At 65.5% G+C, this 18,978-nt stretch carries 20 protein-coding genes; 7 read left to right on the top strand and 13 right to left on the bottom strand.

Annotation, left to right across the window (positions count from 1 at the left end; all coding sequences use genetic code 11):
* The gene (locus CH249_RS02595; RefSeq protein ID WP_032394108.1) at nt 1-1,170 is read left to right on the top strand and encodes an ABC transporter ATP-binding protein; all 1,170 of its coding nucleotides are present in this window, start codon (nt 1-3) and stop codon (nt 1,168-1,170) included.
* 59 nt (nt 1,171-1,229) lie between these two features.
* On the opposite strand, the gene CH249_RS02590 is transcribed toward CH249_RS02595, so the two are convergent.
* The 4 genes from CH249_RS02590 to CH249_RS02575 form a co-directional block, all read right to left on the bottom strand.
* Nucleotides 1,230-1,517, bottom strand: coding sequence for a hypothetical protein (locus CH249_RS02590; RefSeq protein ID WP_094659299.1), 288 nt, complete (start codon nt 1,515-1,517; stop codon nt 1,230-1,232).
* Between the two features lie 191 nt (nt 1,518-1,708).
* On the bottom strand, nt 1,709-3,145 hold the full coding sequence (locus CH249_RS02585) for an MFS transporter (protein WP_094682134.1): 1,437 nt from the start codon (nt 3,143-3,145) through the stop codon (nt 1,709-1,711).
* Nucleotides 3,146-3,286: 141 nt separating this feature from the next.
* Nucleotides 3,287-4,141, bottom strand: coding sequence for a chromosome partitioning protein ParB (locus tag CH249_RS02580; protein WP_094647009.1), 855 nt, complete (start codon nt 4,139-4,141; stop codon nt 3,287-3,289).
* Complete coding sequence (locus tag CH249_RS02575; protein WP_094682212.1) at nt 4,131-4,847, bottom strand: metallophosphoesterase; 717 nt, start codon at nt 4,845-4,847, stop codon at nt 4,131-4,133. Before CH249_RS02575 ends, CH249_RS02580 begins: the two co-directional genes overlap by 11 nt.
* 70 nt (nt 4,848-4,917) lie before the next feature.
* Between CH249_RS02575 and CH249_RS02570 the strand changes: the two genes are divergently transcribed.
* Complete coding sequence (locus CH249_RS02570; protein ID WP_082073932.1) at nt 4,918-5,511, top strand: suppressor of fused domain protein; 594 nt, start codon at nt 4,918-4,920, stop codon at nt 5,509-5,511.
* Between the two features lie 7 nt (nt 5,512-5,518).
* On the opposite strand, the gene CH249_RS02565 is transcribed toward CH249_RS02570, so the two are convergent.
* Both CH249_RS02565 and CH249_RS02560 read right to left on the bottom strand, forming a co-directional pair.
* Nucleotides 5,519-6,481 (bottom strand): lipase, encoded by a 963-nt coding sequence (locus tag CH249_RS02565; RefSeq protein ID WP_094647057.1) that lies wholly within the window; start codon nt 6,479-6,481, stop codon nt 5,519-5,521.
* A gap of 140 nt (nt 6,482-6,621) precedes the next feature.
* The gene (locus CH249_RS02560; protein WP_032394111.1) at nt 6,622-7,710 is read right to left on the bottom strand and encodes a magnesium and cobalt transport protein CorA; all 1,089 of its coding nucleotides are present in this window, start codon (nt 7,708-7,710) and stop codon (nt 6,622-6,624) included.
* Nucleotides 7,711-7,767: 57 nt separating this feature from the next.
* Here CH249_RS02560 and CH249_RS02555 point away from each other — a divergent pair, with 57 nt between their 5' ends.
* From CH249_RS02555 to CH249_RS02540, 4 genes are all read left to right on the top strand, one after another.
* On the top strand, nt 7,768-8,604 hold the full coding sequence (locus CH249_RS02555) for a PHP domain-containing protein (protein WP_094647058.1): 837 nt from the start codon (nt 7,768-7,770) through the stop codon (nt 8,602-8,604).
* On the top strand, nt 8,601-9,215 hold the full coding sequence (locus tag CH249_RS02550; RefSeq protein WP_032394112.1) for a MarC family protein: 615 nt from the start codon (nt 8,601-8,603) through the stop codon (nt 9,213-9,215). The genes CH249_RS02555 and CH249_RS02550 overlap by 4 nt, the downstream gene beginning before the upstream one ends.
* On the top strand, nt 9,212-9,499 hold the full coding sequence (locus CH249_RS02545; RefSeq protein ID WP_094682133.1) for a hypothetical protein: 288 nt from the start codon (nt 9,212-9,214) through the stop codon (nt 9,497-9,499). Before CH249_RS02550 ends, CH249_RS02545 begins: the two co-directional genes overlap by 4 nt.
* 243 nt (nt 9,500-9,742) lie before the next feature.
* Complete coding sequence (locus tag CH249_RS02540) at nt 9,743-10,948, top strand: NADP-dependent malic enzyme (protein ID WP_094682132.1); 1,206 nt, start codon at nt 9,743-9,745, stop codon at nt 10,946-10,948.
* 89 nt (nt 10,949-11,037) lie between these two features.
* Here CH249_RS02540 and CH249_RS02535 read toward each other — a convergent pair whose 3' ends face one another.
* The 4 genes from CH249_RS02535 to CH249_RS02520 are packed head-to-tail and all read right to left on the bottom strand — an operon-like array spanning nt 11,038 to nt 14,514.
* The gene (locus tag CH249_RS02535; protein WP_094682131.1) at nt 11,038-11,730 is read right to left on the bottom strand and encodes an ABC transporter permease; all 693 of its coding nucleotides are present in this window, start codon (nt 11,728-11,730) and stop codon (nt 11,038-11,040) included.
* A complete protein-coding gene (locus CH249_RS02530; protein WP_094682130.1) occupies nt 11,727-12,392 on the bottom strand; it encodes an ABC transporter permease in 666 nt (221 codons plus the stop codon). The genes CH249_RS02535 and CH249_RS02530 overlap by 4 nt, the downstream gene beginning before the upstream one ends.
* Nucleotides 12,389-13,540: an ABC transporter ATP-binding protein gene (locus tag CH249_RS02525; protein ID WP_094682129.1), complete on the bottom strand. Its 1,152-nt coding sequence runs from the start codon at nt 13,538-13,540 to the stop codon at nt 12,389-12,391. Before CH249_RS02525 ends, CH249_RS02530 begins: the two co-directional genes overlap by 4 nt.
* Nucleotides 13,540-14,514 carry an ABC transporter substrate-binding protein gene (locus tag CH249_RS02520; protein ID WP_045199238.1) on the bottom strand — a complete coding sequence of 325 codons (975 nt, stop codon included), beginning with the start codon at nt 14,512-14,514 and terminating at the stop codon, nt 13,540-13,542. The genes CH249_RS02525 and CH249_RS02520 overlap by 1 nt, the downstream gene beginning before the upstream one ends.
* Nucleotides 14,515-14,718: 204 nt before the next feature.
* Here CH249_RS02520 and CH249_RS02515 point away from each other — a divergent pair, with 204 nt between their 5' ends.
* Entirely contained in the window at nt 14,719-15,609 is an 891-nt protein-coding gene (locus CH249_RS02515; RefSeq protein WP_094682128.1) for a glycine betaine ABC transporter substrate-binding protein, read from the top strand.
* Here the strand turns inward: CH249_RS02515 and CH249_RS02510 are convergent.
* From CH249_RS02510 to CH249_RS02500, 3 genes are read right to left on the bottom strand one after another with little or no spacing between them, the layout of a single operon-like run.
* On the bottom strand, nt 15,565-16,521 hold the full coding sequence (locus tag CH249_RS02510; RefSeq protein ID WP_032394118.1) for an alpha/beta hydrolase: 957 nt from the start codon (nt 16,519-16,521) through the stop codon (nt 15,565-15,567). The genes CH249_RS02515 and CH249_RS02510 overlap by 45 nt on opposite strands.
* Nucleotides 16,522-16,533: 12 nt before the next feature.
* Entirely contained in the window at nt 16,534-17,367 is an 834-nt protein-coding gene (locus CH249_RS02505) for an SDR family oxidoreductase (protein ID WP_094682127.1), read from the bottom strand.
* Nucleotides 17,364-18,935 carry an NAD(P)/FAD-dependent oxidoreductase gene (locus tag CH249_RS02500; protein ID WP_045199242.1) on the bottom strand — a complete coding sequence of 524 codons (1,572 nt, stop codon included), beginning with the start codon at nt 18,933-18,935 and terminating at the stop codon, nt 17,364-17,366. The genes CH249_RS02505 and CH249_RS02500 overlap by 4 nt, the downstream gene beginning before the upstream one ends.
* Nucleotides 18,936-18,978 lie beyond the last annotated feature (43 nt).

Genomic DNA, 18,978 nt, shown 5'->3' with positions numbered 1-18,978 from the left:
ATGGCCGAAATCGTTCTCGACAAAGTCACCAAGCTCTACCCCGACGGCGCCGCCGCGGTCAGCGACGTCGACATCACCATCGCCGACGGCGAATTCATCATTCTCGTCGGGCCGTCCGGGTGCGGAAAGTCCACGACGCTCAACATGATCGCCGGTCTCGAGGACATCTCGTCCGGCGAACTGCGCATCGCGGGGGAGCGCGTCAACGAGAAGGCACCGAAGGATCGCGACATCGCGATGGTGTTCCAGTCCTACGCGCTGTACCCGCACATGACGGTGCGTCAGAACATCGCCTTCCCGCTGACGCTCGCGAAGCTCTCGAAGTCGGAGATCAACACCAAGGTCGAGGAGGCAGCCAAGATCCTCGACCTCAGTCAGCACCTCGACCGCAAGCCGGCGAACCTCTCCGGTGGTCAGCGTCAGCGAGTTGCCATGGGCCGCGCCATCGTTCGTACCCCCAAGGCCTTCCTGATGGACGAGCCGCTGTCCAACCTCGACGCGAAGTTGCGCGTGCAGACTCGCGCCGAGATCTCGCGCCTGCAGAAGCGGCTCGGCACCACCACGGTGTACGTCACGCACGACCAGACCGAGGCCATGACCCTCGGCGATCGCGTCGTGGTGCTGCGCGGCGGGTTGGTGCAGCAGATCGGTTCTCCGCAGGAGCTCTACGACAAGCCGCGAAACCTGTTCGTGGGCGGCTTCATCGGATCGCCCTCGATGAACTTCGTTCCCGGACAGCTCACCTCGAACGGAGTGTCCACCGCGCTCGGTGAGATCGACATCCCACTCGAGCGGATGGATGCGATCAAGGCCAAGAACCCGGGCCGCGAGGTGGTCGTCGGCATCCGTCCCGAGCACTTCGAGGACGCAGCCCTGATCGACGGCTACCAGAAGATGAGCGGCGCGACGTTCACCGCCACCGTCGACGTGCTCGAGTCCATGGGCAGCGACAAGTACGTCTACTTCACGCTCAAGGGTGCCAAGGTCGAGTCCAGCGAGCTGCAGGAGCTCGCAGCCGATGCCGGCATCGCCGATCTCGGTGGCGCACAGGTGGTTGCGCGTCTGGCCGCCGAATCCAAGGCCGCCGAGGGTGGTCAGGTGGAACTGTGGTTCGACCCGGCGAAGATCTCGGTGTTCGACCAGGCATCGGGTGCCAACCTGACGCTGTAGAGCGCTGCGCGCATGTGCACGGAACTTCGTAGTGGGCTACGAAGTTCCGCGCACATGGGTCAGAAGGCAGAGCCCGTGCTCGGCAGCTGGTAGCCCTGGAAGAAGTCGAACGGCACCACATTCGGTGCCGGGTTCTGCAGCTGCGGTGCCGGTGCCTGTGGGAACAGTTCGGGCAGGCGGAACTGATCGGGCTGCTGGTTCTGCTGATACTGCGGCGCGCTGTGGTCACGATCGTCGCTGCCGGACCACAGCGGATCGGCCGACGCGGTGCCGGTGACCGCCACCAGAGGGATGGCCACCAATGCTCCGGTGACTGCTGCGCGGGTGAGGATCTTTCGGGTGTTCATGTGTTCCCTTTCGTCGTGGTTCGTACCTCCACGACAGTAGGTATTCGTGAGTACGCCCGAAAGGCAGATTCGTTGACTCCCAGTAGATTACGAGTTTCCTGCCAGGGGCCCCGACCAGCGGATGGACGGTCTTCGTCCTGGTCGGACGAGGGTGTCGGCTGTCAGGTCGCTGTGTAGCGGTCGGCAGGGCGTCACGCCGCCATGTTCGACGTGCTGGTCGGTTCGGACCCCGCCACTCGCACCGATTCCCGCGCGGCGGGGGTACTCCTGATGGCCAGGGCCGCGAGTACGACGACGAGGCAGGCCACCGCACCTGCGACGAACGCTGCGGTGTACACGCTCTCGCGGGCGACGGCTGTCCCGTCGATGGTGAACATGGCGAGGACGGTGGACAGCGTGGCACTGGCGATCGAGGTGCCGACTGTCCGGACGATCGAATTGACGCTGTTCGCCACCCCGGTGTCCGCTGCGCTGACCTCGGCCATGAGCAGGTTCGGCAGGGCAGCGAACGCAAGACTGACGAACATGTTGATGACGATGCCTGCGGTGATCAGCTGCCAGGTGTGATCGTGGGCGAGTGCGACGAAGACGAATCCGACCATCCCGATCACGGCTCCTGCGATCAGTACTCGGCGCGGCCCGAACGACCGGATGAGGCGGCCACTGACGACGGCCGCGACCACTCCGACCGCTGCGCCGGGCAGCAGATAGACGACACTCGCCTCGAGAACGTTCGCGGTGAAACCGTAGCCGGCCACAGCTCGTGGTGTCTGCACGAAGTACGAGCAGGCGAGGAAATAGACGAACATCCCGATACCGACGAAGAGGGTGGCGACGTTGGTGGCGAGCAACGGTCCGTGGGTGAGCATTCGGGGTGCGACCAATGGCTCGTCGGCGCGCTTCTCGAAGGTCCACCAGATGGCCCCCGCGACCACACCGCCGACCGCGCAGCCGATGGTGGCAAGCGAACCCCACCCCCAGGTGCGGCCCTGGGTCAGGGCGAGGAACAGCAGCAGCAGAGTCACCGCGAGCAGTGCAGCTCCCCACCAGTCGACGGTGCCGCGGCTGGATCTCGGGCGCGCCGGTACGCCGAACCAGGCGATTGCGAGCGCGAGCACCACGAACGCAACAGTGAGCCAGAACACGCGGTGGTAGTCGGCACCGTTGGCCGTCAGTAGCCCGGTCAACACCAGTCCGAAGCCGCCGCCCACGCCGAGTGTGCCGGACAGGACGGCCATCGAGCCGACGAGCTTACGAGGAGGCATCTCGTCACGGAGGACGGCAAGGGCGATGGGGAACAGTGCGTAGGACACTCCCTGCAGGACGCGGCCGACGATCAGCCACAGCAACGAGTGGGTCAGGGCAGCGAGGAGAGATCCGGCGAGGACGACGGTGAGCACACCGATCAGCACCGGACGCTTGCCGTGCAGGTCGGCGAGCCTACCGATGACCGGGGTGGCGATCACCGCCGCGAGGAGGTTGGCCGTCAGTACCCATCCGGCGGCGGTGGTGCCGACCCCGAGTTGGGTGCCGATGGTCAAGACGATGGGGACCACCATCGTTTGCAGAACGGCGAGAGTCATGACGATGAAACAGAGTCCGGGCAGCAGTATGCGGCGGGAGGACATGAAGGAACTACCTCGTTACGTATCGACCAAGCGATGGAACCGAAAAAATTAGAATGATGAACGCATCTAAGTAACTATCAGAGATCGGTGCACCAGGGAAGTGAGCCGGGGCCGTTACCACGGCCGAGCATCGACGCAGGCCTACTGATGCTTCCCCAGAGCTTTCTGACGCAGTTCGCTGACGATCTCGTCGTTCCAGACGTGTTCGCGCACCAGGCGGTAGCGCTCCCGGCTCATCCAGAGGTACGCCTCGGCGTCGGTGCGGTCCTCGAGGATCTCCGCTGCGCGCACCATGCGCACCACCGGTAGGTACTCCTCACCGAACCAACGCCGCGCGACGGTACCGCGGTCGACGAATTCACCGACCTCCTGCATCAACCGGAATCCCCACGCTTCCACCGATTCGCTCAGCTGCGCGTAGTCGAAGGGATCGGTGACCTGGACGGCCTCGCGGGCCCGGCCCACCAACGGAACTCGACTGAGGAAGATGCGTCGGTGATCCTTGATCAGCAGGTCGCCGCGTCGGGTGATGCCCTCGGGGGAGATGCGCGTGATGATCTCGGTGACCACGGCGTCGATCGTCGTTCGGTGCATGGCGAAGGCGATCGACACTCGATGATGGCCGTCGACGACGAAGTGCATGCCACCGATGCGGTACACCTGGATCGGGGGCATCGCCTCGCCGCGGCGTTGGGCGGCTGCAAGTCGCTGCCAGCGTTCGCGGATGCGCGCCGACGTCGGGCGGAAGAAGCGGTCGAAATCGCGAGTGCGGTCGACGCTTCCGACGATGGTCTCGACGCGGATGACCTGCAGACCCAGGTGTCGCTCGCCCACCTTGCCGAGGGCGGCGACCACCTCGTCGAACGGCAGGATGGTGTTGACGTCGTCGGGTTGGCGACGCAGCCACCCGACCAGACGTGCGACGTCGGCGCGTCGGCGCTGGCGGGTGAAGTCGTTCTCCGCGTCGGCGGCCGGGAATCCGGTGTCACGTGCCATGTCTGCGCCTCACGATCTTCGGTGTCTCGAAATCCGTTCTCTCGCTGCCCGGTTCGATCTCGAGAAGGGTGAATCCGACGGTGTTGATCACCGTCGCGCCGTGCAGGGTCAGGTCATCCGGGGTGTGACCGTGTGGATGAATATGCCCGTGCAACAACAACTGTGGCGACAGTCGACGCGTCACCTCGTCCAGGCAGTCGAAGCCGATGTGCGCGGGGTCGGTGTCGTCACCGACGCCGAGCGGGGGACTGTGGGTGAGCAGAATGTCGACGGGGCGAGGATCCTTGCGCACGTTGCGATGCCACGCGAACGTTCGAGTCAGGGTGCGCGATCGCCGTCGTTGCTGCCGTTGGGTCCACTGATTGGGGCCACCGTTGTAGCGGATGGACCCACCGAGGCCGGCTATCCGTAGGCCTGCGGCGGAGACTATTCGACGGTCGACGTTGACGGCACCGACCGGTCCGGGCCAGGTGGCGGGCAACCCGGCGCGCATCCACCCTGCGCGTCCGGCCGAGTATCCGGTGAGGTCCGCGTCGTGATTGCCTGGAACGAACACACACGGAGCGTTCAACGCGTCGGTGAGGTACTCGAGGTAGTCGAACGGGAGGTCGCCCGCGCCGAGAATCAGGTCGACTCCGAGCGACTTCACCTGCGGACTCCACAGGGATTCGATCGTTTCGTCGGCAACTGCGAGAACGGAGACCACGGGTACGACGGTACCCACCTCCGGTGCGGTGATACCTCCGAACGGACTTCTCGGGCATCGGTGGTGTTGGATGGGTCAGGTGAGCGACAGTGTCATTGCAGCGGTACGCGCACATCTGGTGACCGAGATCGGCGACGAGAATCCGTCGTCGGCGTCGGTGACGTTCCTCGGCCTCGAGTCGCTGGACGTGCTGAGATTCGGCGCGGACTCCGACGTGGTCCGGTACGTCAGTCTCGGCTGTTCTCGTCACCCCATGGCCGATCCCAACGAACTCGTCGCCGATCCCTCGCGCGGCCCCCGAGCAGAACTGGTGCTGACTCTTCGCGGTGGGGCAGGCGTGGCGTCGGGCGTGCACAAGTCACTGGCCGTGCTCGCTGCCTCGCCCGCGGTGGAGGGGGTCGTGCTCGTCGAGGACGCGCTGCTCGATCTGGGCGAGCCGCTCTGGACCAACGCGCCGTTCACCGCGGTGCTGCTCGGCGACAGCGACATCGCCGATCTGACGCTGCCCGAGCCCTACGATCCGGTTCGCTTTCTCGCTGCCGTGCCGTTGACCGGTACCGAGGCCGCCTGGGTGCGTCTGCGCGGTGCCGCGGCCCTGCGTGAGGCCTGGGCCGAGGCCGGGATCGACGTGCGCGATCCGAATCGGTCCGCGGCCAGTCTCTGACCCGGAGTCACCGAGCGTAGGACGCCAATTCCGGTTCTGCGGTGACGGAGTCGTCGATCAGGTGCCGAGGTACCTGGGCCAGGTACTTCAGGCCGGTGATCGCGGCATGCGCGTCGTAGCGCAGGTTCGGCATGCTGGTGGTGAAACACAGATGGTCCGGAATCCGCTCGCGGACAGCAGGTCCGTCGTGTTCGAGTGCATCGAGGACGATACGGAAGGCGACGTTGTCGCCGATGATGTTGAAGTGTTCGACGGGCCGCAGCGGGCAGACGTCCTGAACGGCGATGTTCGCGGCTCCGGCAAGAGTGCTGGCGTGCGGTTGCGGATAGATCAGCTCGTCGAAATTGGTGTAGATCGAGGTGTAACCGGGTCCCTCCGGCAACGGACGCGCCGCCAGCGCGGTGAGGAACTTCGATCCGGTGGCGATCTGCCAGTTCGCAGGCGGGCACTCCTGCGAGTCGTCGCATCCCGAACGCGCCGAGTCGGTGCCGTTGTACGGGGTGGCGAGCGAGATGAGATCCGACACCAGAGCAGGCAGATCCGGCCAGAACGTCAACGCCCACAGCTCGTCGAGCGGGCCGTGCTGGTGGCCCATCATGACGACCTGGCGACCGCTGTCGGCGGCCATCGTCCGAACCGCGTGCACCACGTACTGGGCGGCGATCTGCAGGTCGCCGTACCCCTCGTCCGGCAGGGAGAGGCTGCACACCGGTATTCCGGCGGCGGGCAGCGACTGCAGATAGTTCCACCCGAACGACTGCTGGTCGGTGGCGAAAGCCGGGGTGAGCAGGACCGGATCGCGGGTGGCGTCGTGCAGATCGGGCGTGCACGTCAGAGCGTGGTCGAGGGCGGCCGGATCGACGGTCAGTGCGGGACCCGGATCGAGGTTCGACCCTGCCGTTGCGGTTCCCGGTACCACCGTGGACAGCAACGCGACGGTCGACGCCAGTACGAGTGAGCGGATTCTCATCGATCCCTTCCGGACGACAATGCAGGGCTTCTGCAGTCTCATCCGGCCCGAACCGGTGGGCTCGTCACCGGTCGGCAGTCGGGGCAATCACCAACGATCGGACGATTCGGTTGGGCATCGTCCAATCGAATCGTCGGCCCCTAGAGCCAGTTGTTCTTGTGGAACGTCCTCCACAGTCCGATGCACACGCACAACACCACTGCGACCATCAGGTGGTAGCCGTACGTCCAGTGCAACTCGGGCATGTTGTCGAAATTCATCCCGTAGATCCCCGCGACCATCGTCGGCACGGCGGCGATCGCCACCCACGACGAGATCTTGCGCATGTCCAGGTTCTGCTGCATCGTCACTCGCGCCAGCGCAGCGTCGACGAGTGAGCTGAGCACCTCGTCGTACTCGGAGATGCGTTCGGCGACCGTCGTGTGATGGTCCTGCACGTCGCGCAGGTAGCGTCGCACCGCTTTGGGGACGCTCGGCTCCTGCACCAGACGCGCCAACGGCGTCGACAGTGGTGTCACCGACCGCCGAAGTTCGACGACCTCCCGCTTGAGGAGATAGATGTTCTCGATGGGTACGTGGTGGTGCGGCGAGAACACTTCCTCCTCCATACCGTCGACGTCCCGCTCGATCGAGTCGGTCACCGCGAGATACTCGTCGACCACGTGGTCGGCCACCGCATGGAGAACTGCCGACGGGCCGAGCGCGAGCTGTTCGGGGTTGCCCTCGAGGCGTTGACGCACGCCGGCCAGTCCCGAATGCTCCCCGTGCCGGACGGTGATGACGAAGTCACGGCCGACCATCACCATGATCTCGCCGCTCTCGACGATCTCGTTGGCGGTCGTCACCGACTCGTGCTCGACGTACTTCACCGTGCGCAGTACCAGGAACGCGACGTCGTCGTAGCGCTCGAGTTTGGGTCTCTGGTGGGCGTGCACGGTGTCCTCGACCATCAGCTCGTGCAGGCCGTAACACTGGGCGATGGCGTTCATCTGTTGGTCGTCGGGTGCGTGCAGACCCACCCACACGAATCCTTCGCCGCGTGCACGCACCTCCGCGATGGCCGAGGTGTGAGTGAATCTGCCGGGCAGTCGAGCGCCCTCGACGTAGACCGCGCAGTCGACGATTGCGCGAGCCGTGGGCACCGGAATTCGCGGTGCGTGCACGGGACCGGCCTTGGCCGATCGTCGGTGCAGGGACGGCAGCGACGGGCGTGGTGGAAGGGACGGCATGGCGGGCAATCGTACGCCAGCAAAACGACGAGAGAGTGGGCCTGGAACACTGTGCAGGTGCTCATCGACCTCCACACCCACTCGACGGCGTCCGACGGCACCGACAGCCCGGCCGAGCTGGTCCGGGCCGCAGCCGAGGCGGGACTGTCGGTGGTGGCTCTGACCGACCACGACACCACCTCGGGATGGGACGAGGCGGCCTCCGCACTGCCGTCCGGTCTCACGCTCGTGCGCGGCATGGAACTTTCCTGCACCGGGCGAGGCGAGGACGGCCGGCCGGTTCCCGTGCACCTACTGGCGTACCTGTTCGACCCCGCGAACGAGGTATTCGCAACCGAGCGCGCGCGGTTGCGCAGCGAGCGGGTCACGAGATTGCGTGCCATCGCCGAGAAGATGGCGGCGGACGGTCTGCCCATCGACCCCGACGCGGTGCTGGCCTCGGCCGGTGCGGCGGCCGGGCGACCCCATCTGGGTCGCGCCCTGATCGACGCCGGGTACGTCCCGGACATGAACGCCGCGTTCGCCGGTCCGTTGGCGACCGACGGCAAGTACTACGTCGAGAAGGTCGACACTCCCCTCGAAGTAGCGGTGGACATGATCGCTGCGGCAGGCGGTGTCAGTGTGCTCGCGCACGCCAGAGCTCGTACCCGCGGCCGCATCCTCGACCTCGATCACATTCGCGAACTCGCAGCGCGCGGTCTCGGTGGTGTGGAGGTTGATCACATGGATCACTCGCCGGCGGACACCGCGGTGATGGCCGACCTCGCCGCGGAACTGGACCTGATCGTCACGGGATCCTCGGATTACCACGGCACCAACAAGACGGTGAAGCTGGGCGAATACTCCACTGCCCCAGAGCAGTACGACCGTCTGGTTGCGGCGGCGCGGCCATGACATTCGATGTGACGCTCTACTTGACGGTGTTGATCACCCTGTTCGTCATCATGGACCCGCCGGGCGCGATCCCGGTGTTCCTGTCTCTGGTCGGGCGCAAGAGCAAAGAAGCCCGCAACAAGGCCGCATGGCAGGCCCCCGCGGTTTCGCTGACCGTCATCTCGGTGTTCGCGATCGGCGGCCAGGCGATCCTGAGTTACCTGCACATCGGCATTCCGGCATTGCAGGGTGCGGGCGGGTTGCTGTTGCTGCTCATCGCGTTGTCGCTGCTCACCGGAAAGGGTGCGGGCGGGGACACCGCCGCGGAGGACGTCAACGTGGCACTCGTGCCGCTCGGGACTCCGCTTATGGCGGGCCCCGGTGCCATTGCCGCGGTGATCGTCTACGTCAGCCAGGCCGACGGTGACGCCGGTTCGTTCTTGGCAATTGCGTTGGGCATCATCACCATTCACATTCTGTTCTTCCTGGTGCTTCGATTCTCGACCGCGCTGATCCGGCTCCTCGGGGAGGGTGGTATCTCGCTGTTGGCACGCATCGCCGGTCTGTTGCTGGCCGCTATCGCGGTGCAGTTGATCGCGGACTCGGTACGCGGATTCGTGGCAGGCGGATGACCGGGGCAGGTGCCGGGCTCCGATTCCTGCGCGGGCTCAGCGGTATCGTCACCGGGGGACTGGTGGTGCTGGCCCTCGGCGTCGCCGTCACGCAGTATCTGGGCCACTCCCGCGGCTTTCCCGGTCCTGGCGCTCTCTCGGTTGCCGCCCATATCGTCGCCGCGATCGTTGCCGTGATCGCGCAGCGCATCGCCGATCACCGTCGCGGATTCTCGGCCGTTCTCGGCGCTCTCGTGGTCTTCGTCGCCGCAGGCCTCGTCCTGTGGACACAATGGTGGCAGTGAGAACCGGTCCCGGTGGTTCCTGACGCTGTGGTCAGGTGGGGCGGCGATGTGGCACACTGGGGCACCGACAGGGCTACAGCCCATCGCTGATCGTGCAGGCGTACCCGCCTCACATGCGAGACACGCTCTCGGCAGTTTGCAGCCAGCACTGGCGCACTCCGACGGGCCCTCATTTCCACCACTCACTTCGTTGACACTTCGTCGCCTTGCTGGTCGAGGTCGACAGTGCGAGGAGCTTTCACCGTGACGGCAGTCGAAGACACCGCAGCAACACACACCGCACCGGCAGGACCGGCGGCGATCACCGACGAGGAGATCTTCGCCGGGCATCTCGGCGGCAAGCTGTCGGTCGAGTTGGCAGCGCCGCTCGACACGCAGCGCGATCTCTCGATCGCCTACACCCCCGGAGTGGCGCAGGTCAGCCGCGCCATCGCCGCCGACGCCTCGCTGGCCAAGCGATACACCTGGACCGATCGCCTCGTGGCCGTCATCTCCGACGGTTCCGCAGTGCTCGGCTTGGGCGACATCGGTCCGCGCGCGTCGTTGCCGGTGATGGAGGGCAAGGCCGCGCTGTTCAAGAAGTTCGCAGGCCTCGACTCCATTCCGATCGTGCTCGACACCAACGACGTTGACGAGATCGTCGAGACCATCGTGCGGATGCGGCACAGCTTCGGTGCCGTCAACCTCGAAGACATCTCGGCACCGCGCTGTTTCGAGATCGAGAAGCGCGTCATCGAGGCGCTCGAATGCCCCGTCATGCACGACGACCAACACGGCACCGCCATCGTCGTACTCGCTGCTCTCAACGGGGCTGCGAAGGTTCAGGGCCGCAGTACGTCCGAGCTGAAGGTCGTCGTCTCCGGAGCCGGGGCAGCGGGAGTCGCGTGCGCGAACATGCTCCTCCTGGCCGGCATCGGGGACGTGGTGGTGCTGGACTCGAAGGGCATCGTGTCCGCCGACCGCTCGGACCTCAACGGCGTCAAGACCGATCTCGCCGCGCGTACCAACCCCCGTGCACTGTCGGGCGGTGCGGTCGACGCCCTCGCCGGAGCCGACGTGTTCCTCGGTCTGTCCGCAGGCAAGGTCGACGAGAGCTACATCGCGTCGATGGCCCCGGACTCCATCGTGTTCGCACTGTCCAACCCGGATCCGGAGATCCATCCGGAGGTGGCGAGGAAGTACGCCGCCATCGTCGCGACCGGACGAAGCGACTTCCCGAACCAGATCAACAACGTTCTCGCCTTTCCCGGTGTGTTCAAGGGCGCACTCGACGCCGGTGCCCGCCGTATCACCGAAGGCATGAAGCTCGCCGCTGCCGAGGCAATCCTCTCGGTTCTCGGCGACGAGTTGGCTGCGGACAAGATCGTGCCCAGCCCACTCGATCCTCGTGTCGCCCCGGCCGTTGCGGACGCAGTTGCGGCAGCAGCGCGAGCCGAGGGCGTCGCGTAGGAAAACGGAAGAAACACCGGCGAACCCGGCCCTACCCGGGCCTGCGGTTCGCCGGTGTCTTTCGTCTGTGTCTTTCGTGGTGGGACGAGTCAGACTTTCGCGAGTCCGGTCGGCATCCGCCGCAGGCGACCGGTTCCCGGAACGGACGTCCACACCGCGAGGGCGAGAAGGCCGTCGACGATCAAGGTCAGCACAGCCACCAGGATCGCACCGACGAGAACGCGGCCGTAGTCGTAGAGCGCGAGCCCGTCGAAGATGTAGCGGCCGAGCCCACCCAGGTTGACGTAGGCCGCGATGGTCGCGGTGGCGATGATCTGCAGTGTGGTGTTGCGCAATCCACCGAGGATCAGCGGCAGCGCGTTGGGAATCTCGACCCGAAACAGCACTTGCGTTTCGGTCATCCCCATCGCGCGGGCGGCGTCGACGACGTTGGCGTCCACGTTGGCGATGCCGGAGTACGTGCCCGCCAACAGCGGAGGAATACCGAGCAGCACCAACGCGATGATCGGCGGAACCAGTCCGAGTCCGATCACCAGAACCAGAAACACGAGAATGCCGAGGGTCGGCAGCGACCGCAGCGCGTTGACGAGGCCGACGACGACGGCCTCACCGCGGCGCAGGTGACCGATGAGCAGACCGACCGGAACCGCGACGGCGGCCGAGAGCAACACTGCCAGCAGGCTGTACCACATGTGCTCGATCAGTCGTGCGCCGATTCCCGTCGGCCCGGCCCAGTTTCCGCCGTCGAGAATGTACGAGAACGCCTCGGAGAAGAGATTCATGCGCGTGCCTTCTTCTTCGACGAGCCCGTGTTCAGTCGCGTCCACGGAGTGAGTCGACGCCCCAGCAGGAACAGGGCCGCGTCGAAGATCAACGCCAGGAACACGATCGAGATGATGCCTGCGAAGATCTGATCGGGATAGTCACGCTGGTAGCCCTGGGTGAAGAGCTGGCCGAGACCGCCGATGCCGATCACCGAGCCCACCGAGACCAGTGAGATGTTGGTGACCGCAACGACTCTGATGTTCGCGATCAGCACCGGAAGCGCCAGGGGCAGTTCGACGGTCACCGCTCGCCGCAGCGACGAGTAGCCCATCGCCTCGGCAGAATCGACCACGGCGAACGGCACCGAGTCGAGGGCCTCGGGCACCGCGCGCACCAGCAGTGCGGTCGAGTACACCGACAGGGCGATCACCACGTTCAGTGGATCGAGTACCGGTAGGCCGACCACCGCGGGGATGGTGACGAACAGGGCGAGCGAGGGCAGGGTGAACGCGATACTGGCCACCGTCAACGTGATTCGACGAACCCAGCGAGTGTTGCGAATGACGGTGCCCACCGGGATGGCGATGAGCAACCCGACGAACAGCGGGACGAGCGAGAGGTACAGGTGCGTCTTCGTGTAACCGAGGACCACACCGAAGTTGTCCAGCAGCCAGGTCACTGTTCGGCGTCCCCGCTGGCGAGGAAGTGATGCCGGTTGCGTTCCGAGTCCTCCGACTTACGTTGCGCAGCAAGGTGTTCGAGGATCTCCGCACCGTCGACGCTGCCCACGGCAGCCCCGGCACCATCGACCGCGACGCCGATTCCCGACGGCGAGGAGATCGCGGCGTCGAGTGCCTGACGCAGATCGCCGCCCTCGAGGAACAGCGAGCCGCCCGCTGCCGTGCTCTCGTCGATGCTGCGGCCGCCCCGCACCTTCTCGACTCCGGTCGCGTCGATCCACCCCAACGGTCGGCGCTGTTCGTCGACGACGAGCACCCACTGCCCCTGGTCCAGTCGGAGGCCGTCGATCTCGTCCTGCGTCGCCGTGTGGATCGGGTGCATGGTCACAGCCTGCGCCGACCTGAACGACAGCCCGCGGTAGCCGCGATCGCGGCCTACGAACGACGCCACGAAAGACGTTGCCGGTGCAGCGAGTACGGTGTCGGGCTTGTCGTACTGCTGCAGTCGGCCCTGCGGTCCGAAGACCGCGATGCGATCGCCGAGCCGGACGGCCTCGTCGATGTCGTGGGTGACGAAGACGATCGTCTTCTTCAGGTCGGCCTGCAGGCGCAGCATCTCGATCTGCAGTTCTTCACGAACCACGGGATCCACCGCGCTGAAGGGCTCGTCCATCAGCAGGATCGGTGGGTCGGCGGCCAGCGCCCGGGCCACGCCCACCCGCTGTTGCTGCCCGCCGGACAGTTGCGCCGGGTAGCGCGAGGCGAACGCCGGGTCCAGGCCGACGCGCTCGAGGACGTCGAGTGCAGCCTTGCGTGCGGCGCGACGCGATTCGCCGTTCAGTACCGGCACCGTGGCGACGTTGTCGACGACGGTACGGTGCGGCAACAAGCCGGCACTCTGAATCACGTAACCGATGCCGCGGCGCAGCTTCACCGCGTCGATGTCGGCGATGTTGCGACCGTCGACCGTGATCACACCCGAGGTGGGAGTGATCATGCGATTGATCATTCGCATCGAGGTGGTCTTGCCGCAGCCGGACGGCCCCACGAACACGGTGAACGAGTGTGGCTCGATCACCAGGTCCAAGGAGTCGACCGCTGTGGTGCCATCCGGATAGGTCTTGTTGACGTGCTCGAAGGTGATCATCAGCTGACCGGCTGGTCCAGGCCCTTGTCCTTGACCCACGCCGCTGCTGCTGCCGCCGGCTCGACCTTCTCGTCACCCGAGACCGAGGTGTTCAGTGCGATCAGCTCTTCGGTGGTGATCTGCGCCGACACGGCGTCGAGCACCTGAGTGAGCTTGTCGGACTGCTTGGCCGTACGCAGCACCGGAATGATGTTCTGGGCCGCGAAATTGTTCTCCGGGTCTTCGAGGACCACGAGATCGTTCTGTGCGATCGAGGGCGCGGTGGTGAAGATGTCCGCCGCGACGACCTGCCCGGAGACGAGTGCCTCGACCGTGGCCGGGCCGCCGCCGTCGGAGATCGGGATGTAGTTGCCGGGCGAGATGTCCAGGCCGTACTTGTCTCGCAGACCGGGCAGGCCGCCGACGCGCTCCTGGAACTCCGGGGTACCGGCGAAGGTCACCTCGGAGGAGAACGGTGCGAGGTCGCCGATGGTGGTGAGGTTGCGTTCGGTGGCGGTCTGGCGAGTGACGACGACGGCGTCCTTGTCCTCGCCCGGTGCCTGCGCCGTCACGGTGAGATCGTCGCCCAGGGCGGCAGGAAGTGCGGCCAGGACGTCCTCGGACGAGGTGGCGGTCGCGGATTCGTCCAAGTACTGCAGCAGGTTTCCGGTGTAGTCCGGGATCAGGTCGATCGACCCGTCTCGCACTGCGGGAATGTAGGCCTCACGGCTGCCGATGTTGAGCTTGGTGCTCACCTCGAAACCATTGGCGCGCAACGCCTCGGCGTAGATGTTCGCCACGGTCTCGGACTCGGGGAAGTTGGCGGAGCCGATGATGATGGAGTTCGTGTCGCTGTTGGTCTCGCCGCCACCGCTCGAGAGTGGATCCGAATTGCCGCCGCAGGCGGTCAGGGCGGTGACCGAGAGAGCGAGTGCGGCAACAGCTGCCACTGCCCTCGGAGCGGAGAACGCACGCGTGATGCGGGAGGTGGTCATGGTGTCCTTCCATCGGTTCGGGCACAGTCCTACCCATTTCCGCCGATCTGCCCCCCGGGGGGGCAACGGAAGAACCAGGACTCGGGCTGCTCGGGATGGTAGTCGAATTCGGCGTGCCCATAAGGTTGGTTCGACTACCGTCTCGTTCGCACTAGTGCCCCGCGGTCGGGATCGGTAAACCACATGGGCAGTGAACAGGAGAAAATGACAGTGCGATCGTCGGTTCTGGCAGCAGCCCTGGTGATGTCGATCGCCGGTCTGGTCGGCGGTTGCAGTGCGAGTGCATCGACCGACCCTGCTGCGGTGCCCGTCGTCGTCGGAGCGGGCAATTCGGATCTGTCGCGTCTGCTCGCGCAGATCTACGCCGGGGGACTGCGGTCGACAGGAGCGGAGGTCGAGGTGAAGGAGGACCTGGGCGATCGGGCCGACTACCTCGCGGCGCTGGACCGCGGTGAGGTGACTATGGTTCCCGACCTCACGGGCGAGCTGCTGCGGACCTTCGACGGTCTTTCCGAGGCAACCGAGGCCGAGGACGTGTACACGGAACTGAACCGATCACTGCCGGCCGGATTGTCGGTGGGGGATTACGCCACCGCCGAGGATCGACTGGCCATCGCGGTGGCGTCGGGCAGTGAATCGGGCGACGAGACGGTGACGGATTTCGTGGGTCGTGAGGAAAGAACGGTGGGAATCGTCGACGGCCAGGTCGATCCGATGGACGTCCTTGCGCAGGGTACGAGGAGTCCCACGTTCACGGGGGCGTCGTTCACCGATGTCACCCCGTATGCCGATGCGCAGTCCGCCGTCGACGGCTTGAACGCCGGAGAGGTCGACGTGCTGGCGATTCGCACCGCGTCGTTCGGCCCGCTGGCGAAAGACCTGACAACGCTGCCCGACGACGACCACGTGTATCCGGCGCAGAACGTGGTGCCGCTCTATTCCGACGGAGTGCTCGACGAGAGTGCTGTGAGGTCGTTCTCGGTGGTGGCGGGTGAGCTGACGACTGCGGACCTCGCCGAGATGATCGGCGAGGTCCGCAACGGAGTTCCGTCAGGCGATGTCGCCGGCCGTTGGCTCGGCGAGCGCAACCTCTGACGGTCCGGTCGGCTGCGCGGCTCGGAGCTTGCGGCCGAGGTACGAGCCCATGTGCTGGACGGCCTGGGCCGCCTCACGCAGAATCGACGCCTGCAGATGGGCCACGTGCCAGAGCTTCTTGTACTCCACGTGTTCGAGCTCGACACCCGACAGGCGCAGCTTGTCCGCGAACGCAGTGATCTGCGCGTACAGCACCTCGTCGGTTCCGACGTGCATGACGATCGGCGGCAAACCGTCCAGGTTGCCCAGCAGTGGGGCGAAACCCTGGTCCAGCGGATCGCCCGCACCCAGATACGCATCGGCCGAGCTGTAGGACCACCCGGTGTTGACCACCATGTCGCGGTCCTTGGCGGCGTCGCGCGCTCCGGGATCGACCCAGGGCGAGATCAGGCCGAGGGCAGCCGGGCTGGTGCCGTCGTCCACCAGACGCCGGGCAGCGGCGACCGAGAGACCGCCACCGGCCGAATCGCCGGCAATCGCGATGCGGTCCGCGGTGAATCCGTGGACACGAACCAGCTCGCGGAACGCCGCCACGGCGTCGTCCAGACCTGCCGGGTACGGGTTCTCCGGTGCCAACCGGTAATCGAGCACGTAGACAGCACTGGCCGATTCCCGGGCCAGATGTGCGGCCAGTGACCGGTGCGTATTGATGGATCCGATCGTGTACGCGCCGCCGTGCAGGTACAGGATCGCGGTGTCGCGTTCGGTTGCCCCGACGGTGACGCGCTCGGCTCGACGGCCCGCGAGTGTCATCTTCTGCGAGACCGTTCCGTGCGGAAGCGTTTGCACGGGAGCTGCGGCCTCGAGGATCAGCCGCTGCGTCCGAAACGAGAATCGCGCATTCAGCGCGAGGCGATAGAACGGCTTCAGCGCAGCCGCGACGATCGGCAGGGGAACGTAGAAGGACTTCACGACGCGACCCGCCTACTTCTTCGTGCGCGGCAGCGCGCGCTTGGACACTGCGGCGATCAGGCCCTGGTAACGCGATCCGGTGATGCGCTGGAGCAGGTCGAGTGCAATGGCGTCGGAACCGATGAGGACGCGTCCCTTGCCCTTCTCGACACCCTTCAGGATGGTCTTGGCCGCGTCGATCGGGGTGGTCTTGGCGAGCTTGGTGTCGAAGAACTCCGCGAAGTCGGCCTGGTCGTAGTTCTCGGCCACGGTGGCGTTGCGAGCGATGGCGGTCTTGATGCCACCGGGGTGAACCACGGTCACCTTCACCGGAGCCTTCGAGATCAACATCTCGATGCGGAGCGATTCGCTGAACCCGCGTACGGCGAACTTGGCCGCGTTGTACGCGGACTGCGACGGAATCGCCAACAGTCCGAAGAGGCTGGAGATGTTGATGATGTGGCCGTCACCGGAGGCCTGGATGTGCGGCAGAAAAGCCTTGGTGCCGTTGACGACTCCCCAGAAATCAACGTCGACGATGCGCTCGATGTCCTTGAACGAGGACTTGTCGACGTCACCGTGGTAGGCGATGCCTGCGTTGTTGTAGATCTGGTTGACCTTGCCGAAATGCGCGACGACGGCCTCGGCGTAATCCAGGACGGTCTCGCGCTGGGAGACGTCGAGGAAATCCGACTTCACCTCCGCGCCGAGTGCTTCGACTCGTCGGACCGTCTCGTCGAGTCCGGCGGTGTCGACGTCGGACAACGCCAGTTTCGCTCCACGGCCGGCCAGCTCGAGGGCCAGTGCGCGGCCGATTCCCGAACCCGCGCCGGTGACGACGGCCACCTTGCCTGTGAATGTGCTCATCGTGCGGACACCTTGTCTGTGTTGTTGCCGGCGGAGTTGTTCGCCGACGATCCGGAGGGCAGGTCTGCGGTAGCGACGCTACGGTACGCATCGAGATCGAACTGCTTGGTGATTCTGCGGAACTCGAACGTGAAGCCCGGCCACAGCGTGGTGTTGTTGCCGTGCTTGTCGAGGTACCAGCTGGCGCATCCGCCGTTCATCCACACGCTCTTGGCGAGCTGATCCTGCAACGTCACGTTGTACTCGTCCTGCACGTCCTTGCGCACCTCGATGGTGCCGATGTCGTGCTTGTCGATGGTGTCCAACGCGTCGACGAGGTAGTTGATCTGCGATTCGATCATGAAGACCATCGAGGTGTGGCCGAGGCCCGTATTCGGTCCCACCAGGAAGAACATGTTGGGGAAGTTCGCGACCGCTGCCCCCTTGTAGCCCTGCTGGCCGCCGTCGTCGAAGGTTTCGGCCAACGTGCGGCCGTCCTTGCCGATGATGCCCTGGTAGGCGGGGGAGTCGGTGACGTGGAAGCCGGTGGCGACGACGAGCGCATCGATCGGGCGCTCGGTGCCGTCCTTGGTGACGATCGATCCTTTGCGGATCTCGGCGATGCCGTCGGTCACGAGGTCGACGTTGCTCTGCGCGAGAGCCGGATAGTACGCGTTGGAGATCAACATGCGCTTGCAGCCGATGCGGAAGTTCGGCGTCACCTTGGCGCGCAGTGCCTTGTCCTTGATCTGGGTGCGCAGGTGGTTCTCCGACGCCCACTGCAGCGGCTTCATGAAGGCCGGAGCCTTGGCCAGACCGACGACCTGGGTCTCGCGCATCGCGTAGATACCGGCCCGCGACAGGCGCTGGAACCCGGGAACGTGCTTGAAGGCGAAGCGCTCGAGCTTGGTGTACGGGCGATCGGCGCGGGGAAGGATCCACGGCGCGGTGCGCTGGTACACGTCCAGATGTTCCACCTGGCCTGCGATGGCGGGCACGATCTGGATGGCGGAGGCACCGGTGCCGATGACGGCGACGCGCTTGCCCGCCAACGAGACGTCGTGGTTCCACTGAGCGGAGTGGAAGACGTCGCCCTCGAAGTCGTGAATGCCCTTGATGTCGGGCAGATTAGGCTCACACAGTGCGCCGACGGCCGAGACGACGATCTTCGCGGTGTAGTTGCCGGAGGTGGTCTGAACATCCCAGCGGTTGGTCTCGGCGTTCCAGCGGGCCGAGGTCACATCCGTGCCGAACACGTGCTTGTCCATGACGCCGTACTTGCGCGCCACCCCGGCGATGTACTTCTGGATCTCCGGCTGTGTGGAGAACGACCGAGTCCAGTTCGGGTTCAGGGCGAACGAGTACGAGTACAGGTGCGACGGCACGTCGCAGGCAGCACCGGGGTAGGTGTTGTCGCGCCAGGTGCCGCCGACGTCGTGGCCACGTTCGATGACGACGAAGTCCTTCTTGCCTGCCTTCGTCAGCTTGATCGCGGCACCGAGGCCGGCGAACCCGCTGCCGATGATCAGCGTATCGACGTGACGCGGCGTCGTTGCACGGTCCGAAGTATCTGTTACGGGAAGACTCATGTAGGGGAGCGTAGAAGCTTATTGAGTGTGAGTCAATAGTTAT

Origin of the sequence: Rhodococcus sp. 05-2255-3B1, from assembly GCF_002258545.1 — a bacterium.
GTDB lineage: Bacteria > Actinomycetota > Actinomycetes > Mycobacteriales > Mycobacteriaceae > Rhodococcoides.
The sequence above is the reverse complement of the archived record's forward strand: the minus strand, read 5'-3'. Positions and strand labels throughout refer to the sequence as shown.